Here is an 18,538-nt window from a genome sequence, read left to right as displayed (position 1 = left end):
GTCGGCCAGGGCCGGGAGGCCGCGACCCCGTGGACCGACTCGCCCGCCGCGCCGGCCGACGCGCTGCGCGCGGGTGTCGCCGCCGGGGCCGAGTTGTGGCACACCAACGCGGGCGTGCTCAAGGCTGTCGTGGAGAACTGGCACTCCGACGACCAGCTCCGGGAGCTGTGGCTGGCCCAGATGGACGTGTTCACCGACGCCGCGGTGGCCCGCATCGAGGCCGATCCGGTGGCCTCGGCGGCGCTCGCCGGTCAGGACGTCCGTGCGGTCGCCGCATCGCTGAGCTGGCTCGGCGAGCGGCTCTACTACCTGGCCGCGGCCGGGGTGCCACCCTTCGACGACCGGGAGGTGCTCGTCCGGACGCTGACCCACGCCTGGGTGTCCACCCTCTACGGACAGGCCGGCCGGTAGGGCGGGTTCGCCGATCGGGCCACGGAGGCCGGCCGCGTTGGCTAGCGTCCGGACGCATGGATGAGCAGACGGCAGCCTTCGTCGCGGTTTTCCGGACCTTCCTCGAGGAGGTGGTCGGCGCCCAGCACGCCGAGGAGTCGTCCGGCGAGCCCGGACTGGTCGCGCTGCTGACGGATCATCTCGGCGCCGATCCGCGCCGGCTGCCCGTGGTCAGTGAGGAGTTCCCGGCCTATCGGCTCGCCGACCTGGACGTCGCGCTGGACGAGATCGAGCAGCGGGCCGGGCCGGCGACGCTGCTCGGCATCGGCGGCGGGGAGCAGCGCCGGCACCACTCGCTCAGCGAGATCCTCGAGGCGTCCGGACGCTTCCAGCAGTTCCCGGTCGGCGCGGTCGACTACAGCAGCACCGCGACCGGGCCGGACAGCACCCGGGAGATCGTCTCGTTCGGGATGCGGCTGTTCTCCTTCGACGGCGCGCCGGTGGCGGTGCTGCAACGCGGGGCCGACCCGCGTACCGGCAGCGCGAACGCCCGGATGGAGGTGCTCACCGCGGCGCCCGGCGTGGCCGCCGCGCTCATCAGCACGGTCCGGGGCGTCATGCTGGAACGGTCCGTCCTGCGCGGGCAGGTGCTGACGCTGGGTGGCTCGGACTTCGAGCCGGGCGTCGGCGGGATCACGTTCCACCGCCGGCCGGCCCTGACGCCCGACGACATCGTGCTGCCCGCCGGGGTGCTGGAACGGCTGCAGCGCCAAGTCGCCGGGGTCGCCCGGCACCGGGACCGGCTGCGGGCCGCGGGCCAGCACCTCAAGCGCGGCCTGCTGCTCTACGGACCGCCGGGCACGGGCAAGACCCACACGGTCCGCTACCTGCTCGGCGCGCTGCCGGACCTCACGGTCATCCTGCTCGCCGGGCCGTCCATCCAGTACGTGTCGGAGGCCGCCCTGATGGCGCGGGCCCTGCAGCCGGCTCTGGTGGTGCTGGAGGACTGCGACCTGGTCGCGGAGAGCCGTGACCACCACGGCGGCGAGCAGCCGCTGCTGTTCGCGGTGCTGGAGGCCCTCGACGGGTTGAGCGACGACGCCGACGTGGCGTTCCTGCTCACCACCAACCGGGTCGACGTGCTCGAGCCGGCGCTGGCCCAGCGGCCGGGCCGGGTGGACCTGGCCGTCGAGGTGCCGCTGCCGGGTCTGGCGGCCCGCCGGCTGCTGATCGCCCGGTACGCCCGCCGGCTCCCGTTCAGCGCGGACGTCCTCGACCAGGTGGCCGAGCGTACGGAGGGGACCACGGCCTCGTTCGCCAAGGAGCTGGTGCGACGGGCGGTGCTGATCGCCGCCGAGGACGACCGGGACCCCGGAGACGCCGATCTGCGGCAGGCGGTGGGCGAGATGCTCGCCGAGGCCGAGAGCGTCACCCGGTCTTTGCTCGGCACGTCGACAACCGGTGGGTTGTACAACGAGTGAGTTGTGCGTACTGTTCAGCCCATGCCCGTTCTGCAGGATGACCTGAGCCAGGTGTTCTCCGCGCTCGCCGATCCCACCCGGCGCGCGATCCTTGCCCGGCTGGCCCACGGCGACGCCACGGTCAACGAGCTGGCCGAGCCGCTGCCGATGAGCCAGCAGGCCGTCTCCAAACACCTCAAGGTGCTGGAGCAGGCCCAGCTCATCTCCCGCACCCGGACGGCGCAGTCGCGGCCCTGCGTGCTGGAGACCGGGCGGCTCGACGAGGCCGTCGAGTGGGTGGCCCGGCACCGGCAGGTCTGGGCGGACCGGCACGATCGCCTGGAGCAGCACCTGAGCAAGCTGCGCAGCGCGTCGGAGGGCACCCCGTGACCGGCACCGGCGAGCTCACCTTCACCCGGGTGCACCGCGGCTCCCCCGCGCTGCTCTTCGCCTGTATGACCGAGCCGGCCCATCTCGTGCACTTCTGGGGCCCGGCCGGCACCACGACACCGGTCGAGGGCATCGTGGTCGACCTGCGGCCGGGCGGCGCCTTCGAGACCACCATGGTCAACGAGGCCGACGGCAGCACGTACACGATGCGGGCCGTCTATGCCGAGATCGATCCGCCGCACCGGCTCGTCTGGGTCGAGGCCGGCGTCGAGGGCGGCATGCGGACCACGGTCACCTTCACCGACCTGCACGACGGGCGTACCGAGGTCGTCACCCACCAGAGCAACGTGCCCGCCGCGTATCTCGCCGCCGGGGCCCAGGCCGGGTTCGTCACCAGCCTGGACCGCTACGCCGCCTACGTGACCCAGCTGACCGATCAGGAGCCCACATGACCACCGTGACATCTGCCGACGGCACCGAGATCGCCTACGACAGCGCCGGCATCGGGCCCGCGCTCGTCCTGGTCGACGGGGCCATGTGCTACCGGGCCGCGGGTCCGATGCGGCCGCTGGCCGCGCTCCTGACGAGCGCCTTCACCGTTCTCACCTACGACCGGCGGGGCCGCGGGGAGAGCGGCGACACCCAGCCGTACGCGGCCGAGCGGGAGGTCGAGGACCTGCAGGCGGTCATGCGGGCAGCCGGTGGCCGGGCCGCTCTCTACGCCATGTCGTCGGGCGGTGCCCTGGCCCTGGCCACCGCCGCCGCCGATCCGGGCGTCACCGGGCTGGTGCTGTACGAGCCGCCGTTCCTGGGCGGGGACAAGGAGTACACCGCGCGGCTCGGTGAGCTGCTGGCGGCGGGCCGGCGCGGGGACGCGGTCGAGCTGTTCATGACCACCGTCGGCGTGCCGGCACCGGTGATCGCCGGCATGCGCGGCGGCCCGGGCTGGTCGACCCTGGAGGCGATCGCCCCGACGCTGGCCTACGACGACACGTTGCTGGGTGACGGGCGGGTGCCGGGTGAGCTGCCGGTCTCCGTACCGATGCTGGTCGTCTCGGGGACCGCGAGCCCGGCGGCGATGCAGCAGGCGGCGCAGGCGACCGCGGCCGCGTTCCCGACGGCCGAGCACCGTTCGCTGGCGGGACAGACTCACGACGTGCAGCCGGACGCGCTGGCCCCGATCATGATCGATTTCCTTCTGGGCTGAGCAAACACCCATGACAAATATCAGTGGTTGAGTGAGTGCTCGCTCATTAAGCTCCACGGAGTGACCTCCCCAGCCCAGAGTCCGCGACGCCGACGGGTGCCCGCCATGGCCCCCGAGGATCGGCGGGCCGCCCTGATCGCCGCGACCATCCCGCTGCTGCACGAGCACGGGCTCGACGTCAGCACCAAGCAGATCGCCCAGGCGGCCGGGGTCGCCGAGGGCACCATCTTCGGGGTCTTCCCCGACAAGAGGTCACTGCTGACCGCCGCGATGATGCAGGCCTTCGATCCCGCGCCCACCATCGACGCCGTCTCCGCGATCGGTCCGGACCAGGATCTGCGGGGGCGGCTGGCGGCCGCCACGACATTGATCATGAAGCGGTTCGCCCGCAACGCCCGCCTGATGGCCGCGGTCCGGCACGCCCATCACGCCAACGATCCGGCGGGCATCGTGCGGATGAACCGGGCCCGCGAGCAGCTGCTCGCCGCCCTGACCGAGCTGATCGAGCCGGACGCCGCGCTGCTGCGCCGTTCACCGGCCGAGGTCGCCCGGCTGGTTCTGCTCTTCTGCGGAGCCAATTCCTACGGCCCGTTCGCCGACCGGCGCTTCGACGGCGACGAGCTGGTGTCGCTGCTGCTCGACGGGCTGCTCGTCCAACCAGACCATTCACACGGGGGTGTCTGACCGGTGCTCGTCCGACTTCTGCGCGCGCGGCTGCGACCGTACGGAAAAGCGATCTGGATGGTCGTGCTCTTCCAGTTCGTCGCCACGCTCGCCACGCTCTACCTGCCCACGCTGAACGCGGACATCATCGACAACGGCGTGGTGCCCGGCGACACCAGCTACGTCATGATGGTCGGCGCCGAGATGCTCGGCATCACGCTGGTGCAGATCGCCGCCCAGGTCGCCGCCGTCTACTTCGGCGCGCGCACCGCCATGGCCGTCGGCCGCGACGTGCGGGCCGCCGTCTTCTCCCGGGTGCTCGACTTCTCGGCCCGCGAGGTCGGCCAGTTCGGCGCGCCCTCGCTGATCACCCGCACCACCAACGACGTCCAGCAGGTCCAGATGCTGGTGCTGATGACGTTCCTGCTGATGGTCTCGGCCCCGATCATGTGTGTCGGCGGCATCGTGCTGGCGTTGCGGCAGGACGTGCCGCTGTCCTCGCTGCTGCTGGTCGTCGTGCCCGTCCTGGTCGGCGTGGTCACGCTGATCATCGTCCGGATGCGCCCGCTGTTCCGCACCATGCAGGTGCGCATCGACAAGGTCAACCGGGTGCTGCGCGAGCAGATCACCGGCATCCGGGTGATCCGCGCGTTCGTCCGCGACGACCGCGAGCAGGCCCGCTTCGGCGTGGCCAACGCCGAGCTGACCGACGTGTCACTGCGGGTCGGGCGGCTGATGGCGCTGATGTTCCCGACCGTGATGCTGCTGGTGAACGCCTCCAGCGTGGCGGTGCTGTGGTTCGGCGGGCACCGCATCGACGACGGCTCGATGCAGATCGGCGCGCTCACCGCGTTCCTCAGCTACCTGATGCAGATCCTGATGGCGATCATGATGGCCACCTTCATGTTCGTGATGATTCCCCGGGCCGAGGTCTGCGCCGAGCGCATCGAGGAGGTGCTCGTGCTGCCGTCCAGCGTGGTGACCGCGCCGCGGCCGGTCACCGAGCTGCTCCGGCACGGCTCCCTGGAGCTGCGCGGCGTCGACTTCCACTACCCGGGCGCCGAGGCGCCGGTGCTGTCCGGCATCGACCTCACGGCCCGGCCGCGGGAGATCACGGCCGTCATCGGCAGTACCGGCAGCGGCAAGACGACCCTGCTCAACCTGGTCCCCCGGCTGTTCGATGCCACCGGCGGCACCGTGCTGGTCGACGGCGTCGACGTCCGCGAGCTCGACCCGGCGCTGCTGTCCCGCACGGTGGGCCTGGTGCCGCAGAAGCCGTACCTGTTCAGCGGCACGGTCGCGTCGAACCTGCGCTACGGCAACCCGGACGCCACCGACGAGGAGCTGTGGACCGCGCTCGAGGTGGCCCAGGCCCGGGACTTCGTCGAACGGATGGAGGGCGGGCTGGAGGCGCCGATCGCCCAGGGCGGCACCAACGTCTCCGGCGGTCAGCGGCAGCGGCTGGCGATCGCCCGGGTGCTGGTGCACCGGCCGGAGATCTACCTGTTCGACGACTCGTTCTCGGCGCTGGACTACGCGACCGACGCGGCGCTGCGGGCGGCGCTGACCGCGCACATCGCCGACGCGACCGTGGTGATCGTGGCCCAGCGGGTCAGCACCATCCGCGACGCCGACCGGATCGTCGTGCTCGACAACGGCGTGGTCGTCGGCACCGGCTCACACACCGAACTGATGGACACCAACCCGACGTACCGCGAGATCGTTCTTTCGCAGTTGACTGAGCAGGAGGCTGCCGCATGACTGCTCCAACTCGTCGTCCTGGACCGCCGATGGGTGGGCCCGGGGCCCGCATGATGGGCGGCGCCGTCATGCCGACCGAGAAGTTGCAGGATTTCAAGGGTTCCAGCCTGCGGCTGCTGCGCATGCTGCGCCCGCAGCGGGTCCTGGTCGGAGTGGTGATGCTGCTCGGCATCACCAGCGTGACGCTGTCCGTCATCGCGCCGCGCCTGCTCGGCCACGCCACCGACATCATTTTCGACGGCATCGTCGGCAAGGGCCTGCCCGCCGGGGTCAGCAAGGCCGAGCTCGTCGAGCGGCTGCGCGCCGAGGGCGAGACCAACCGGGCCGACATGCTGGCGTCGATGGACGTCATCCCGGGCCAGGGCGTCGACTTCACCCGCCTCGGGCACCTGCTGCTCTGGGTGCTCGCGCTCTACGTGGCCGCGTGGGTCTTCGGCGTGTTCCAGGGCCGGCTGACCGCCACGGTGGTGCAGGCCACCGTGTCCCGGCTGCGCGAACAGGTCGAGGCCAAGCTGGCCCGGCTGCCGCTGGCCTACTTCGATCAGCAGCCGCGCGGCGAGGTGCTGAGCCGGGCGACCAACGACACCGACAACATCGCGCAGACGCTGCAGCAGACGTTCAGCCAGCTCGTCACCAGCCTGCTGACCATCATCGGCGTGCTGGCCGTGATGTTCTGGATCTCGCCCCTGCTGGCACTGATCGCGCTGGTCACCGTACCGGTGTCGGTCTGGGTCACGACCCGGATCGGCAAGCGGTCGCAGCCGCAGTTCGTCGCCCAATGGGCGACGACCGGCCGGCTCAACGGCCACATCGAGGAGATGTTCACCGGCCACTCGCTGGTCAAGGTCTTCGGCCGCGAGCAGGAAGCGGCCGAGACCTTCCAGGAGCACAACGACAAGCTGTACGCGTCCAGCTTCCGCGCCCAGTTCATCTCCGGCCTGATCCAGCCCGCGATGATGTTCATCAGCAACGTGAACTACGTGCTGGTCGCGGTCGTCGGCGGGTTGCGGGTGGCCACGGGTTCGCTGTCGCTGGGCGACGTGCAGGCCTTCATCCAGTACTCGCGGCAGTTCAGCCAGCCGCTGACCCAGGTGGCCAGCATGGCCAACCTGGTGCAGTCCGGGGTGGCGTCGGCCGAGCGGGTCTTCGCGCTGCTGGACGCGCCGGAGCAGTCCGCGGACGCGCCCGCTCCGGTGCTCGGTGACACGGTCCGCGGCCGGGTCGCCTTCGAGGACGTGTCGTTCCGCTACCTGCCGGACAAGCCGCTCATCGACAACCTGTCGCTGACCGTGCAGCCCGGACAGACCGTGGCGATCGTCGGCCCGACCGGCGCCGGCAAGACCACGCTGGTCAACCTGCTGATGCGCTTCTACGAGGTGACCGGCGGCCGGATCACCCTGGACGGGGTCGACATCGCGACGATGCCCCGCGAGGAGCTGCGCGAGCACATGGGCATGGTGCTGCAGGACCCGTGGCTGTTCGGCGGCACGATCTACGACAACATCGCGTACGGCGCCGACCACCCCACGCCGGAGTCCGTGGCCGAGGCGGCCGAGGCGGCCCACGTCGACCGGTTCGTCCGGTCGCTGCCGGACGGCATGGAGACGGTGATCGACGAGGAGGGCTCGAACGTGTCGGCGGGCGAGAAGCAGCTGATCACGATCGCCCGGGCGTTCCTGGCCGAGCCGAGCATCCTGATCCTGGACGAGGCGACAAGCTCGGTGGACACCCGTACGGAGGTGCTGATCCAGCGCGCGATGAACAGGCTGCGTACGGGCCGCACCTCGTTCGTGATCGCCCACCGCCTGTCGACGATCCGGGACGCGGACGTGATCCTGGTGATGGAGCACGGCGCGATCGTCGAGCAGGGCACCCACGACGACCTGATCGCCGCGGACGGGGCGTACGCCCGGCTGTACTCGGCGCAGTTCGCGCAGGCGGCTGTCGAGGTCGACTAGCGTTCCCCCTGCGAGACCGGACGCTGCCGCATCGGCCGATGCCGATGCGGTGGCGTCCGTCCCAGCGTGGGACCGGCGCCGACACCGACGTGACGGTGCTCAGCTCCCACCCGGACAGCGGTCCGCCCGGATCGGCGGCGACGCCGCCTTCAACACGAGCCATGCCGGGAGCATTTCGCCGGCCTTCACCATCCGGGGTACCTGGCCGGTGCGATCCGGTTGTGCGCCGGGTCGCGGGGCCGGTACTTCTCAGCTCCACGGCCCGGCTTCCGACAGTTGCGGCTACGCGGCCCAGCTGGGGGCGGCGTGAGCTGAGCCGGGGGTCGTACGGTGCGCAGGATTCAGAAGCTGGCCGCCGTGGTGACGGCCGCCGTGCTGCCGGGCATGCTGCTGAGCGCGCCCGCCCGCGCGGACGTTCCCGTGGCGCCGCAGCCGTGCTGGCAGCCGGCCGACGGGTGCGGCTTCGCTGTTGCTCCGGGACGGGCTTACACCATCGGCGCCTCGTATCAGGCGGGGGCGATGGTGCGGGCGGTCGCCTACACGTACAGCGCTGGTGCGGGGTGGCGGAAGTGGTTCGATGGGACGCCGTACGGGCGGTCGGCGGCGTGGGCGCCGCTCGCCACCACCACGCCCGCTGTGCCGGCCGGCACCGAGCGGATCGGCGTCGAATTCCCGGGGGCCACGACGGTTGGTGACGTCACGGTCGCTGCGGTCGCCCCGGCACCGCGTCGGGTCGTCTACCGGCCGGCGCTGGGCCGGAAGTCGGGCCTGGTCACCAACTCGTTCGCGTACCACAACCCGAAGAGCAAGCAGGCGCTGCGCTCGGCGGTCTGGCACGTCACCACCGGTTCGCTGTTCGCCGCCGGCGGCACCGGCGACACCGGGAAGATCGACGACGGCTCCCCGGGCCCGCGCTCGGCGGTCAGCACCGGGTCGTCGGTCTTCCGGATGCATTCCGTACGGCGGGACTTCACCGACGTGCAGGTCGCGTTCCGGTTGAACATCGCCCATCAGACGTCGACCGCGTACACCCCGGAGAGCAGCTACGACGGGGTCCACATCTGGCTGCGCCACAAGTCGCAGTACGAGCTGTACGCGGCCAGCGTGGCCCGCCGCGACGGCATGGTGCTGATCAAGAAGAAGTGCGCGGGCGGCCCGGTGAACGGCGGCACCTACTACACGCTGGGCGCCGAGGTCCCCGGTGCGCCGATCGTGCGCAACAAGTGGCGGCAGGTGTCGGCGACGGTGCGCAACAACCCGGGCGGCTCGGTCACCGTGGTGCTGTACGTCGAGGGGCGGGCCATGGTCAGCGCGGTGGACACCGGGGTCGGCTGTGCGCCGATCCGGGCCGGGGCACCCATCGGCATCCGCGGTGACAACACGCGGTTCCGCTTCTCCGACGTCACGGTGACCGGGCTGTAGGACCACCGGCGAACAGCGGAGGGGCGGCCCGGGTGGGCCGCCCCTCCTTCGTACTGTCTGATCCGATCGCTAGCGACCGGACCGGATCACTTGCTGACGATGCGCTTGGTGCCGGTCCAGTTGCTCAGGATGCCGAAGTTGGCGTTGGAACCCACGAGCGCCCGGAAGGTGTAGGCCGACTTGGACCGCAGTCCGGTGACGGTCCGGCTGTACTGACCGTTGGCGTTCAGGATGCCGGTGCCGACGGTCGTCCAGGTGCCGTTGGCGTTGCGGCGCTCGAGCCGCACCGAGAGGCCACGGACCTTCGGGTTGCCGGTCACGGTGAGCGTGGCGGCACCCTTGCGGGGCGACGAACCGCCGATGACCGGGGTCTCCTTGAGGTACACGGTGACCGACTTCGACCGGACGCCGTCGACCTCGACCGCGAACTGGGTGCCCCGGCTGGTCAGCGAGCCCGCGAACGAGAACTTGCCGCTGGCGCCGACCTCGAACGACTCACCGTACGGCTGGAGACCGGCGGTGCTGCCGAGCGTCTGGGCCATGGGAACCACGGTGGAGCCCGGCGTGGCGCTGCCGCTCAGGGTGACAGTGCCCGGGCCGACCCGCACGGTGGTGCTGGCGGCCAGAGTCGTGGCCACCGGCGTCACGGTGTCGTTGTCGTCCATGATCGTGACCGAGCCGGTGCCCTGCTTGACGACCACGCCGGCGGGGCCGGGCTTGCCGAGCATGACCTCGAAGTCCTCGTCGGACTCCTTGGTCTTGTCGTTGATGATCGGCACGTTGATCGTGGTCGAGTCGTGCGTCGGCGTGATCGTGGCGGTGCCACCCGACTTGGTGTAGTCGCTGCCGGCCTTGGCCGAGCCGTCGACGGTCCACCACGGCACCGAGATGGTCTGCTCGGTGGACGTCGTGTCCTCGTCGAAGGTCAGCGAGATGTCCAGGTCGACCGAACCCTCGCCCTCCTTGATGGACTCGCTGCTGACCGAGACGGCCGGCGGCAGGTCACCCGCGTCGTCGTTGATGCGGTAGTTGCCGACGTTGGTCTTGTAGCCGATCGCGCTCGGCACCGTCTCGGTCGCCGTGAGTTCGATCGTCTCGACCGGCTCGTCGATGGAGTCGTTGTTCAGGTCCAGCGTGCCCAGCGGGATCTCGCTGGTGGTACCCGCGAGCAGGGTGTAGGTGGCGAGCACGTTCTCGTCGTAGTCCGCCACCTCGGCAGCGTCCTCGCCGCTGGATCCCAGCGTCAGCGTGAGCGGGATGTCCGCCTGCGCCGTGCCGACCGGGGTGGCACTCACCTTGAGCGTGGTGCCCTCGGTCCCGGAACCACCGTTGAACTTGAGCGTCGGGACGGGATCGTTGTCCTTGATCGTCAGCGTGGCGCTGTGCGAACCACCCGGCGCCGCCCCGGCCGCGACGAGCGTCTCGCCGGGCGCCCGGCTCAGGGAGAGCGTGGCCGTCTCGTCACCCTCGTAGACCTTGTCGCCGTTGAGAGTGATCTCGACGTAGCCGGTGGTGCTGCCGGCCGGGATCGTCACCGCGGCGCTCGGCACGTCGTAGTCCCGGCTGCCGATCGCACCCGCGGTGGGGTCAGCGGTGACCGGGGTCAGCGTGGCGATGAGGTCGACGTCTCCGTTGGTGACACCCGACAGCGTGACCGGGAACTTGACCTTGTTGGTCACGTCGCCCTCGTCGAAGGTCGCGTTCCCGACGGTGAAGCTGGGCTGGGTGTCGTCGTCGACGATGGTGAACGGCTGCGCACCCAGGCTGGAGGTGTTGACCGACATGTTCGGGCTGGAGAAGTTGATGTTCACGATCTCGTCGCCGGGCTCGTAGATCGTGTCACCGATCGTCTCGACCACGATCTTGCCGACGGTCGAGCCGGCCGGGATCGTCAGCTGGGTCGCCCCCGCGGGGATCGTGATCGAGCCCGAGGCCGACTTGTAGTCGACGCCCGCCGTCGCGGTGCCGCCGCCGAGCGTCCAGTCCACGATGACCGGGATCGTCGACGCCTTGTCCAGCGTGAGCTCGATCTCCGTCTTCTTGGTGCCGGTGTTACCTTCCGGGCTCACCTGGTTGACGCTGAGCGAGACCTGCGGCGCGGCTTCGTTGTCACTGATCGCGCCGCTGGCGCTGGTCGGCGTGCCCAGGGCTGCGTTCACGGGGCTGGAGATCGTCGCCGTGAGCGCCTCGGGGCTGCTCTCCACGTCGTTGTCGTCGATGGTGTCGACGAGCGCCGTCTGCGATACCGAGTCCGCGGGGAACGTGACCGTCGTCCCCGCGAGCGGGGTGTAGTCCTTGCCCGCGGTGGCACTTGCCGCCTGAGCCGAGGCCGGTCCGTCAGAAGTGCTGACGTTGACCGTGATCTCCTTCTCAGAGGCCGCGGTCAGCAGCAGCGGGAACCCGAGCGGGGACCCCTCCGCCACCTGGCCGGCGCCGCCGAGGCTGACCGACGGCGCAGCGTCGTCGTCCTTGATGTTGATCGTGGTCTCACCCGCCGTGCCGTTCAGCGGGATGGCACCCGTCACCGCCCCGCTGACCTGGACCTTGAAGTCCTGGAGGGCATCTTCGTTACGCTTGTCGTCAACAACCTCGACATCGATGTAACCGCTGGTCTGGTTCTGCGGAATCGTGATCTTCGCGCCACCCGGGAGCGACTTGTAGTCCGGGTGATCCGGGTTGGTGACCTCGTCGACAGCAGTACCGTCCGCGGTCTCGACCGGGATGTCGATGGTGCTCCCGGCCGGATTGGACAGCGTCGCCGTGATCCGGACCTTCTTGTTGTCCTGCACCATCACGATGTTGGGAGCGACACCACTGGGCTTGGTGCCGGCCGTCTCGTCGAAGGGGCTGACCGAGGTCAGGCGGTACGTCGGCTCCTCGCCGGCGTCCTCAATGGTGGCCGTGTCGGAGTCACTGCCGACGGGGGCCACGCTCTGACTGGTCGCAGTGAGGTCAAAGGTCTCGTCCGCCTCCGCGAGATCCCCGTCGACCCTCGTCTTCACGATCACTGTCGCGCTGGCGCCCGGTGCCAGAGACACGGTCGCAGGCTGCGGGTTGGCGATGTAGTCGCCGTTCGAGCCGGCGATGGCACTACCGTTCTGGGTGCTCAGCGTGTAGGTGACCGGTGCGGTACCGGGGCCGGCGTCGCGCTGGACGGTGAACACCGCGTCCTGGCCTTCTTTGACCGGGGACGGCGCAGTGACGGTCACTCCGTTCGTCGCGGCCGACGCGGGGGACGCGATCAGGATGGTCGGCACCAGGCCGACGACTCCCGCGACCGCGGCCGTCATTGCCGTCCGCAGCGACTTGGGGCCACGCAGCATGAACGGAACCGAGCCGCTCTTGGCCGCATGGGCTGGTGAATAGCGCATGTGTTTCTGTCTCCTTCGGCGGCTGGGCCGCCTCCCGCTCGGGAGGTCCCTGGCTTTGCGTCCCCGCCTCTCGACGGGTTTGCCTTTCTCGGTGCCGCACGCGACGGCTTGTGGTGCGCCGGCGTGAACCGGTTGGCGCGGGCACCTAGCGCGGGGACATAGCTCGCACTTCGGAACTGCGCCGTCCGTACTGTAACCAGCGGATTGCCGAGTTGTGGGGGAATTGGACTTTTAGGCCGGATGGCCCCGTGGGTACGGTCTTGTGTCTATTTCGTCTCGGCCGAGCGGACCCTCTACCAGGCGAAATGCATCGGCGCGGCCGATCTAGACGACGACAAGACGAGCGCGGGCGACCGGGATCCAGGCGAGCAGCACGGCCAACGCCAGCAACGCCAGGAAGGGCAACCGCCAGAACCGGTCGATTGCGCTTGGCAGCGACGCCGGCGGATCGGCCACCCACGGCCGCGCGGTCTTCGACCACGCCAGGAAGGCGTCACCGATCGGCAGCGCGCCGGCCGCATAACGCTTGGACCACGGCGTCGACACCGGTACGCCGATCAGCTCCCCGTAGTTGGCCAGCGCCCCGGCCAGTTGCCCGTCGCCCTGCACGGCGGCCGCGCCCAGCGTCACCGCGGTGGCCGACAGGCTCACGCCCAGCGGCAGCGGACCCGAGTCGACGTCCGCCGGCCCGTCCGCCCCGCGGGGATACTCCCGTACCGCCGGCCCCAGGCGCAGCGGCCGCACCACGAACAGGGACCGGAACCGCAGATACTGCTCGCGCGCGAACGCGGGGTCGATGTCGACCAGGAACCGCTGGATGATGCTCTGCGACGTGCCCCGGGCGCCCGAGGTGGGCCGGCCCGACACCGGATCGACAGTGTGCGGCAGCAGCCCGGTCGCCGGGTCGAGGCGTTGCCGGACTCCGGCCAGCCAGCGACCGGTCGTGCCGGCGTACCGGGGTGTCAGGAGCTTGTCGTGCAGGCGCAGGGAGGCGACCGCGACCGTCGAGTCGACCGGCCAGGCCTGCCCCGGATAGGCCGCCAGGTACGGCGTCGCCGCCGCGTCCAGGGCGGCGGCCAGCGCCGCGGACGCGGACTCGAAGTCCCGCCGCAGCGCCGGGTCCGGGCCCAGAGACAGAACGCCGCCGCGGAGCCAGTTGGTCCAGCCCTGATAGAAGACGCCGTACGCGGGAGTCAGAGCAGCGTCGAACGGCCGGCGACCGGCCGGTGACTCCAACTGGGCCAGCGCCCAGCGGGCCTCGCGCGCGTCCTCGGCCGGGTCCGCCGCGGTACGGCCGAGGTCGACGCGGGCGAGGCCGTAGAGGGCGTACAGGAAGAAGTAGCCCTCCGGGAACAGTTCCTGAGCTTCCTGCGCGGCCCCGGCGTCGAGCTGCGCGCGCAGGAACGTCAGCTGCCGGCGTACCCCCGAGGTGTCCTGCGGGGCGACCAGCCGCACGGCCGCGACCAGGGCGATCAGGGTGACCACGACGGCCGCTGTCCGGCGGAGCATGGCGCCGAGCCTAGGCATCGCCCGCCAGCGGTACGGTCGGGTCATGGCTTACGACGAGGCCCTGGCCGAGCGGGTGCGCGACCGGCTCGCCGAGCTGCCCGGGGTGACCGACAAGCGGATGTTCGGCTCGCTGGCCTTCCTGACCGACGGCCGGCTCACCGTCGGGGTCACCGGCGACGACCTGATGGTCCGGGTCGGGCCGGCGGCCGCCGACGAGGCGCTGACCCGGCCGGGGACCCGGCTGATGGAGATGGGCGGCCGGCGCATGCGGGGCTGGGTACGGGTGGACGGCGCCGAACTCGACGACGATGTGCTCGAGGAATGGCTGATCCGGGCCCGCGATTTCGTCAGCACGCTGCCGCCCGGGTGAATCGCCCGTTTCGGTGTGCTCGGCGGCCGCACAACAGCAGGTCGACCCGCATTCATGCCAACCGGCACAACGACGTTCGCGCAGGCCGCGGCGGGTGGACATGTGCGGACACGACCGATTTGGACACGGGGGCAATGGTCGGCCGCGCATTAGTGCAGTCTTAAGCCCGCATTAGGCGCGGTTTTGCGAAGATGTGATCTTCACGGTGTTCCGGATACGCTCGGCCGTCGATCCACCACAAGGGAATATCTCCGAGGAAAGTAGACAGTTGATGTTGCGCAGGGCGCACGTGCCGGCCCATGCACCGGCACCGCGGCGGGGGATTCGCAGCACCCGATCGCTCACCATCATCGGCACCGCGGTGCTGGCCGTCACCGCCGGGACGCTGGTGCCCGTCTTCGCGGGCGACGACGACGGTCTCACCTTGCGGCCGGTGGCCGACACGACCGTCACCCAGGTGCCGCAGGACGGCGACACCAACGGCAAGACCACCCTGGCGAGCTGCCCGTCGCTGTGCGACGGCAACCCCAAGGGACGCCGGGACGCCACCCTGCAGTTCGCCGTCGACAAACTCCCGGCCAACGCCACGGAGGTGAAGGCGACCCTGCGCGTCTACGCCTGGCACGACTTCGCCGCCCGGATCCTGGCCCGCACCGTCCCGGGTGACCTGGCCGCGGCGAGCAGCCCGGCCCAGCTCGCCGCCGTCGGCAGTGTGCAGGCGCTGGACAAGGTCTCCAAGGGTTACAACGAGTTCGACGTCTCGGGCTCGGTGCAGGGCAACGGCACCTACACGTTCGCCCTCTCCCAGGAGAGCCTCAACACCCGGGTCTACTGGGCCTCGCGGGAGAACTCGAAGGACAACCTGCACCCCGAGCTGGTGCTGTCGTACCGGACGCAGGCCAAGCCGACGCCGGGCAAGAGCACGCCCAGCACGGCTCTGCCCCCGGCGCCCACGACCAAGCCGACCACGGCCGCGCCGACCGCCACGTCCCCGAGCGCGACGAAGCCGGCCACCACGGCCCCGGCGACCACCAAGCCGCCGGCCGCGCCCACCGCGCCGGCCGCCGACGGCTGGCGCCTGGTCTTCAACGACGACTTCAATTCCGGCAGCATCGACAAGTCGAAGTGGAACCTGCGCGACGGTGAGGGCCGGTCGATCGACATCGGCTGCAACGTCGACGACCCGAAGAACACCTTCGTCAGCGGCGGCAACCTGACCCTGCGGGCGCTCAAGCAGTCGTCCACGTGCAGCTCGCAGAACCGGCAGTACACGCAGTCCTATCTGGACACGATGGGCAAGGCGTCGTTCAAGTACGGGCGCTTCGAGATCCGCGCCAAGTCGCCGAACAAGCCCGAGAGCTCCAAGGGTCTGTGGCCGGCGTTCTGGCTGCGCCCCGACGACGGCGGCAACGGTGAGATCGACGTGACCGAGCTGCCCGGCGGTCCCGGCTGGCACGACAAGTCGACCGCGGCCATCTTCTGGGACTACACGCCGGTCAAGCAGGACACCCGGATCGCCATGCCCGGCGGCGCGCACCCGGCCGACGGTTTCCACACGTACACCACCGAATGGGACGCGAAGTCGCTGAAGTGGTACATCGACGGCAAGCTGGTGTGGACCCGCGACAGCAGCACGACGCCCTGGTACGACAAGGCGTTCAACAAGCCGTACAACCTGCGCCTGAACTTCCAGGTCGGCGGCTGGCTGGGCAACCCGGACGCGAGCACGCAGTTCCCGGCGGACTTCGTCGTCGACTACGTCAAGGTCTATCAGCGCTGACACGCATCGCCTATCGTCGACGCCGTGGTCAACGAGTCAACGCGGACGTCCGTCCCGGGTCAGCGGACCCCATCCGATCCGCTGGTCGGGACGGACTCCGATCCCCGGGGCCGGCAGGACGGGCTGGGCTGGGTCACCCGCGCCATCTTCGGTGACCCCCGGCTGCGGGTCACCGTCGGCGACGACCCGGCCGCCACCGTCCGGTACGCGGTCATCCCGTCCCTGGAGCACGCCCGTTTCCTGCTGCCGCTGGCCTCCCGCAAAGTCACCGCGGCATCCCTGCTGGCCTACAACGCCCTGCGTCCGCCCAAGGTCCGGGCCGGTCGCGCCGCCGTCGGCCTGCTGGCCAGAGTCGGTGCCCTGGGCCTGACCCGGGCACCGGTCCTGTCCGTGCACGCCCCGGAGCGCGAGCTGCTGCTCTCCTCGTTCCTGGCCGACCAGCTCGGCGAGCCGGAGCTGCACGCGGCGATCGGCATCCGGCCGCCGGACCCGCACCACAAGCCGACGCTGCAGCTGTTCGACGCCCACGGCCGCCCCCGCGGCTACGCGAAGATCGGCTGGAACGACGGCACCCGCGCGATGGTCCGCGCGGAGGCCGCCACCCTGGCGGAGCTGCCCACCGGCCACGGCTTCCCGCCCGCCCCGCGACTGATGCTGCACACCCAGTGGAACGGCCGTGAGATCGCCGTCATCGAGCCGATGCCCCGCCGGGTACGCCGGATCAGCAAGCCCGACAGTCCCCGCCTGGACGCGATGCTGGCGGTCGCCCGGTGGGGTTCACCCGCCACCGAGGCCCAGCCCGTGACGGCTCTGCTGGCCGGCTGGCGGGCGCGGGCCGAGGGCGCCGATCCCCGCATCCACGCCGCGATCGACAAGCTCGACCGGGAGCTGACGCTGGAGTTCGGCAACTGGCACGGCGACTGGGTCCCGTGGAACATGGCCCGCCACAAGGGCGGCCTGCTGGTCTGGGACTGGGAGAACAGGGCGCCGGGCGTGCCGGTCGGCTTCGACCTGGCCCACCAGGCGTTCCAGACGACGCTGTCCACGCGGGGACGGCCCGCGGCCGAGTGCGCGACGGCCGTGGACGAGGCGTTGCGGCATCACGGTGCCGCGCTGGGTCTCGCGGATCCGGTCCGGCAACGGTTCGTCGCGGACGCCTACCTGGTCGAGCTGTGGCTGCGCACGTACGAGCTGTCGGGCGGGGGCGCGGGCTGGAACCCGAAGCTGCACCCCGCCCTGCTCGACATCCTCGGCGAGCGGCTGCCCTAACTCCAGTCGAAGGTCATGCCCAGCCGCTCGGCCAGGGCGGCGTTGTGCGGGCGGTAGTGCGCCGTCAGCTCCGCGCGTACCTCGTCGTCCATGCCCTTGCTGGGCCGGTCGTTGAAGACGTCATAGGCGCCCAGGTCGTACGGCGGCAGCCCGATGAAGTCCAGGATCCGCGCGTACGTCGCCGCCGGCTCGCGGTACAGCGTCTCGCTGGCCACGAACAGCAGCTGCTCCCGGTCGAAGTGGTCCAGCCACGGCGTCAGATGCTCCAGGTAGCGGCCCCGGGCCCGGTACGAATACCAGTCGTAGGCCTCGCTGAAGTAGTTCGGGTCGGCGAGCAGCTTCTCCCGCTCCCCCGCCGTCCGGGACTCCTCCGCCGCCAGCGCAGCCGCGAAGTCCAGCGGCTCCACACCCTCGGTACGCCGTTCCTTCCAGTGCGAGTACGCGCGTTCCACCGGGTCGCGGAGCAGCACGACCATCCGGGCCCGCGGCATCAGCTGCGCGACCCGTCCGGCGACCAGGGGATGGAACATGTACAGCGGCGCGGCCTCGCCCACCTTCGGCGGTGCGCCGTGCTTGCGTTCCAGCGCCGCGCGTTGCTTCACCGTCGGGAAGTGCGAGCGGTACCAGGCCTCCCCGCGCGGCCAGTTCTCCTCGAAGTAGTGCGAGGTCTTGGTGTTCCACGCCGGGAAGAGCCGCGGCACCAGCGGGTGCTGGATCAGATAGCGCCACAGCGACGTGGTGCCGCCGCGCTTGGTGCCGATCACCAGGAAGTCCGGCAGCGGCCGCTGGTCGCTGGTGCGTTCGCCGTAGCGGACCAGCAGCTCACGGACCTGTTCCTTGGCGCCCTTGGGGGCGACGCTCTTGATCCGGTCCTTCACGGTCACGATGAGACCTCCTGAGTCGGTGCCGGCCGGAGCTGCGTCCGGACGTTGAGCAGGGCCGCGCGGACGCGGCGGTCGGCCTGGGCGGCGAGGCCGGCCGCGGCGAT

The 18,538-nt window shown here is 70.7% G+C and carries 14 protein-coding genes, 1 pseudogene and 1 riboswitch; of the genes and pseudogenes, 12 read left to right on the top strand and 3 right to left on the bottom strand.

All coding sequences use genetic code 11. The features are described from left to right. The 9 genes and pseudogenes from AB0C29_RS06625 to AB0C29_RS06585 all read left to right on the top strand — a co-directional run. A pseudogene (locus tag AB0C29_RS06625) lies at positions 1 to 411 on the top strand (TetR/AcrR family transcriptional regulator); the annotation flags it as partial. Between the two features lie 56 nt (positions 412 to 467). Beyond that, entirely contained in the window at positions 468 to 1,871 is a 1,404-nt protein-coding gene (locus AB0C29_RS06620) for an ATP-binding protein (protein WP_360816095.1), read from the top strand. 21 nt (positions 1,872 to 1,892) lie between these two features. Further along, positions 1,893 to 2,240: a metalloregulator ArsR/SmtB family transcription factor gene (locus AB0C29_RS06615; RefSeq protein WP_360816092.1), complete on the top strand. Its 348-nt coding sequence runs from the start codon at positions 1,893 to 1,895 to the stop codon at positions 2,238 to 2,240. Then, complete coding sequence (locus AB0C29_RS06610; protein WP_360816089.1) at positions 2,237 to 2,692, top strand: SRPBCC domain-containing protein; 456 nt, start codon at positions 2,237 to 2,239, stop codon at positions 2,690 to 2,692. Before AB0C29_RS06615 ends, AB0C29_RS06610 begins: the two co-directional genes overlap by 4 nt. Then, positions 2,689 to 3,447, top strand: coding sequence for an alpha/beta fold hydrolase (locus AB0C29_RS06605; protein ID WP_360816086.1), 759 nt, complete (start codon positions 2,689 to 2,691; stop codon positions 3,445 to 3,447). The genes AB0C29_RS06610 and AB0C29_RS06605 overlap by 4 nt, the downstream gene beginning before the upstream one ends. 105 nt (positions 3,448 to 3,552) lie before the next feature. Then, positions 3,553 to 4,131 carry a helix-turn-helix domain-containing protein gene (locus AB0C29_RS06600; protein ID WP_360816083.1) on the top strand — a complete coding sequence of 193 codons (579 nt, stop codon included), beginning with the start codon at positions 3,553 to 3,555 and terminating at the stop codon, positions 4,129 to 4,131. 3 nt (positions 4,132 to 4,134) lie between these two features. Continuing rightward, the gene (locus AB0C29_RS06595; RefSeq protein ID WP_360816080.1) at positions 4,135 to 5,871 is read left to right on the top strand and encodes an ABC transporter ATP-binding protein; all 1,737 of its coding nucleotides are present in this window, start codon (positions 4,135 to 4,137) and stop codon (positions 5,869 to 5,871) included. Beyond that, on the top strand, positions 5,868 to 7,829 hold the full coding sequence (locus AB0C29_RS06590) for an ABC transporter ATP-binding protein (RefSeq protein ID WP_360816077.1): 1,962 nt from the start codon (positions 5,868 to 5,870) through the stop codon (positions 7,827 to 7,829). The genes AB0C29_RS06595 and AB0C29_RS06590 overlap by 4 nt, the downstream gene beginning before the upstream one ends. Positions 7,830 to 8,159: 330 nt before the next feature. Beyond that, on the top strand, positions 8,160 to 9,251 hold the full coding sequence (locus AB0C29_RS06585) for a hypothetical protein (RefSeq protein ID WP_360816074.1): 1,092 nt from the start codon (positions 8,160 to 8,162) through the stop codon (positions 9,249 to 9,251). Positions 9,252 to 9,337: 86 nt separating this feature from the next. Here AB0C29_RS06585 and AB0C29_RS06580 read toward each other — a convergent pair whose 3' ends face one another. Together AB0C29_RS06580 and AB0C29_RS06575 are read right to left on the bottom strand one after the other, a co-directional pair. Next, positions 9,338 to 12,622, bottom strand: coding sequence for a Calx-beta domain-containing protein (locus tag AB0C29_RS06580; protein WP_360816071.1), 3,285 nt, complete (start codon positions 12,620 to 12,622; stop codon positions 9,338 to 9,340). A 14-nt stretch (positions 12,623 to 12,636) separates the two neighbouring features. Beyond that, positions 12,637 to 12,716: riboswitch (cyclic di-GMP riboswitch) on the bottom strand. Positions 12,717 to 12,946: 230 nt separating this feature from the next. After that, on the bottom strand, positions 12,947 to 14,131 hold the full coding sequence (locus AB0C29_RS06575) for a hypothetical protein (protein WP_360816068.1): 1,185 nt from the start codon (positions 14,129 to 14,131) through the stop codon (positions 12,947 to 12,949). 43 nt (positions 14,132 to 14,174) lie between these two features. On the opposite strand from AB0C29_RS06575, the gene AB0C29_RS06570 reads away from it, so the two are divergent. The 3 genes from AB0C29_RS06570 to AB0C29_RS06560 all read left to right on the top strand — a co-directional run bounded on the left by AB0C29_RS06570 (position 14,175) and on the right by AB0C29_RS06560 (position 17,550). Further along, a complete protein-coding gene (locus AB0C29_RS06570; protein ID WP_360816065.1) occupies positions 14,175 to 14,501 on the top strand; it encodes a TfoX/Sxy family protein in 327 nt (108 codons plus the stop codon). A gap of 271 nt (positions 14,502 to 14,772) precedes the next feature. Then, the gene (locus tag AB0C29_RS06565) at positions 14,773 to 16,281 is read left to right on the top strand and encodes a family 16 glycosylhydrolase (protein WP_360816063.1); all 1,509 of its coding nucleotides are present in this window, start codon (positions 14,773 to 14,775) and stop codon (positions 16,279 to 16,281) included. Positions 16,282 to 16,362: 81 nt separating this feature from the next. Beyond that, a complete protein-coding gene (locus tag AB0C29_RS06560) occupies positions 16,363 to 17,550 on the top strand; it encodes a hypothetical protein (protein ID WP_360816101.1) in 1,188 nt (395 codons plus the stop codon). Here AB0C29_RS06560 and AB0C29_RS06555 read toward each other — a convergent pair. Continuing rightward, positions 17,547 to 18,437, bottom strand: a complete 891-nt coding sequence (locus tag AB0C29_RS06555) for a sulfotransferase domain-containing protein (protein ID WP_360816098.1) — start codon at positions 18,435 to 18,437, stop codon at positions 17,547 to 17,549. The two genes, AB0C29_RS06560 and AB0C29_RS06555, sit on opposite strands and share 4 nt — an antisense overlap. Between the last annotated feature and the right edge of the window lie 101 nt (positions 18,438 to 18,538).

The organism is Actinoplanes sp. NPDC048791, assembly GCF_040650095.1.
In the GTDB taxonomy this organism is placed as follows: domain Bacteria; phylum Actinomycetota; class Actinomycetes; order Mycobacteriales; family Micromonosporaceae; genus Actinoplanes.
The sequence above is the reverse complement of the archived record's forward strand: the minus strand, read 5'-3'. Positions and strand labels throughout refer to the sequence as shown.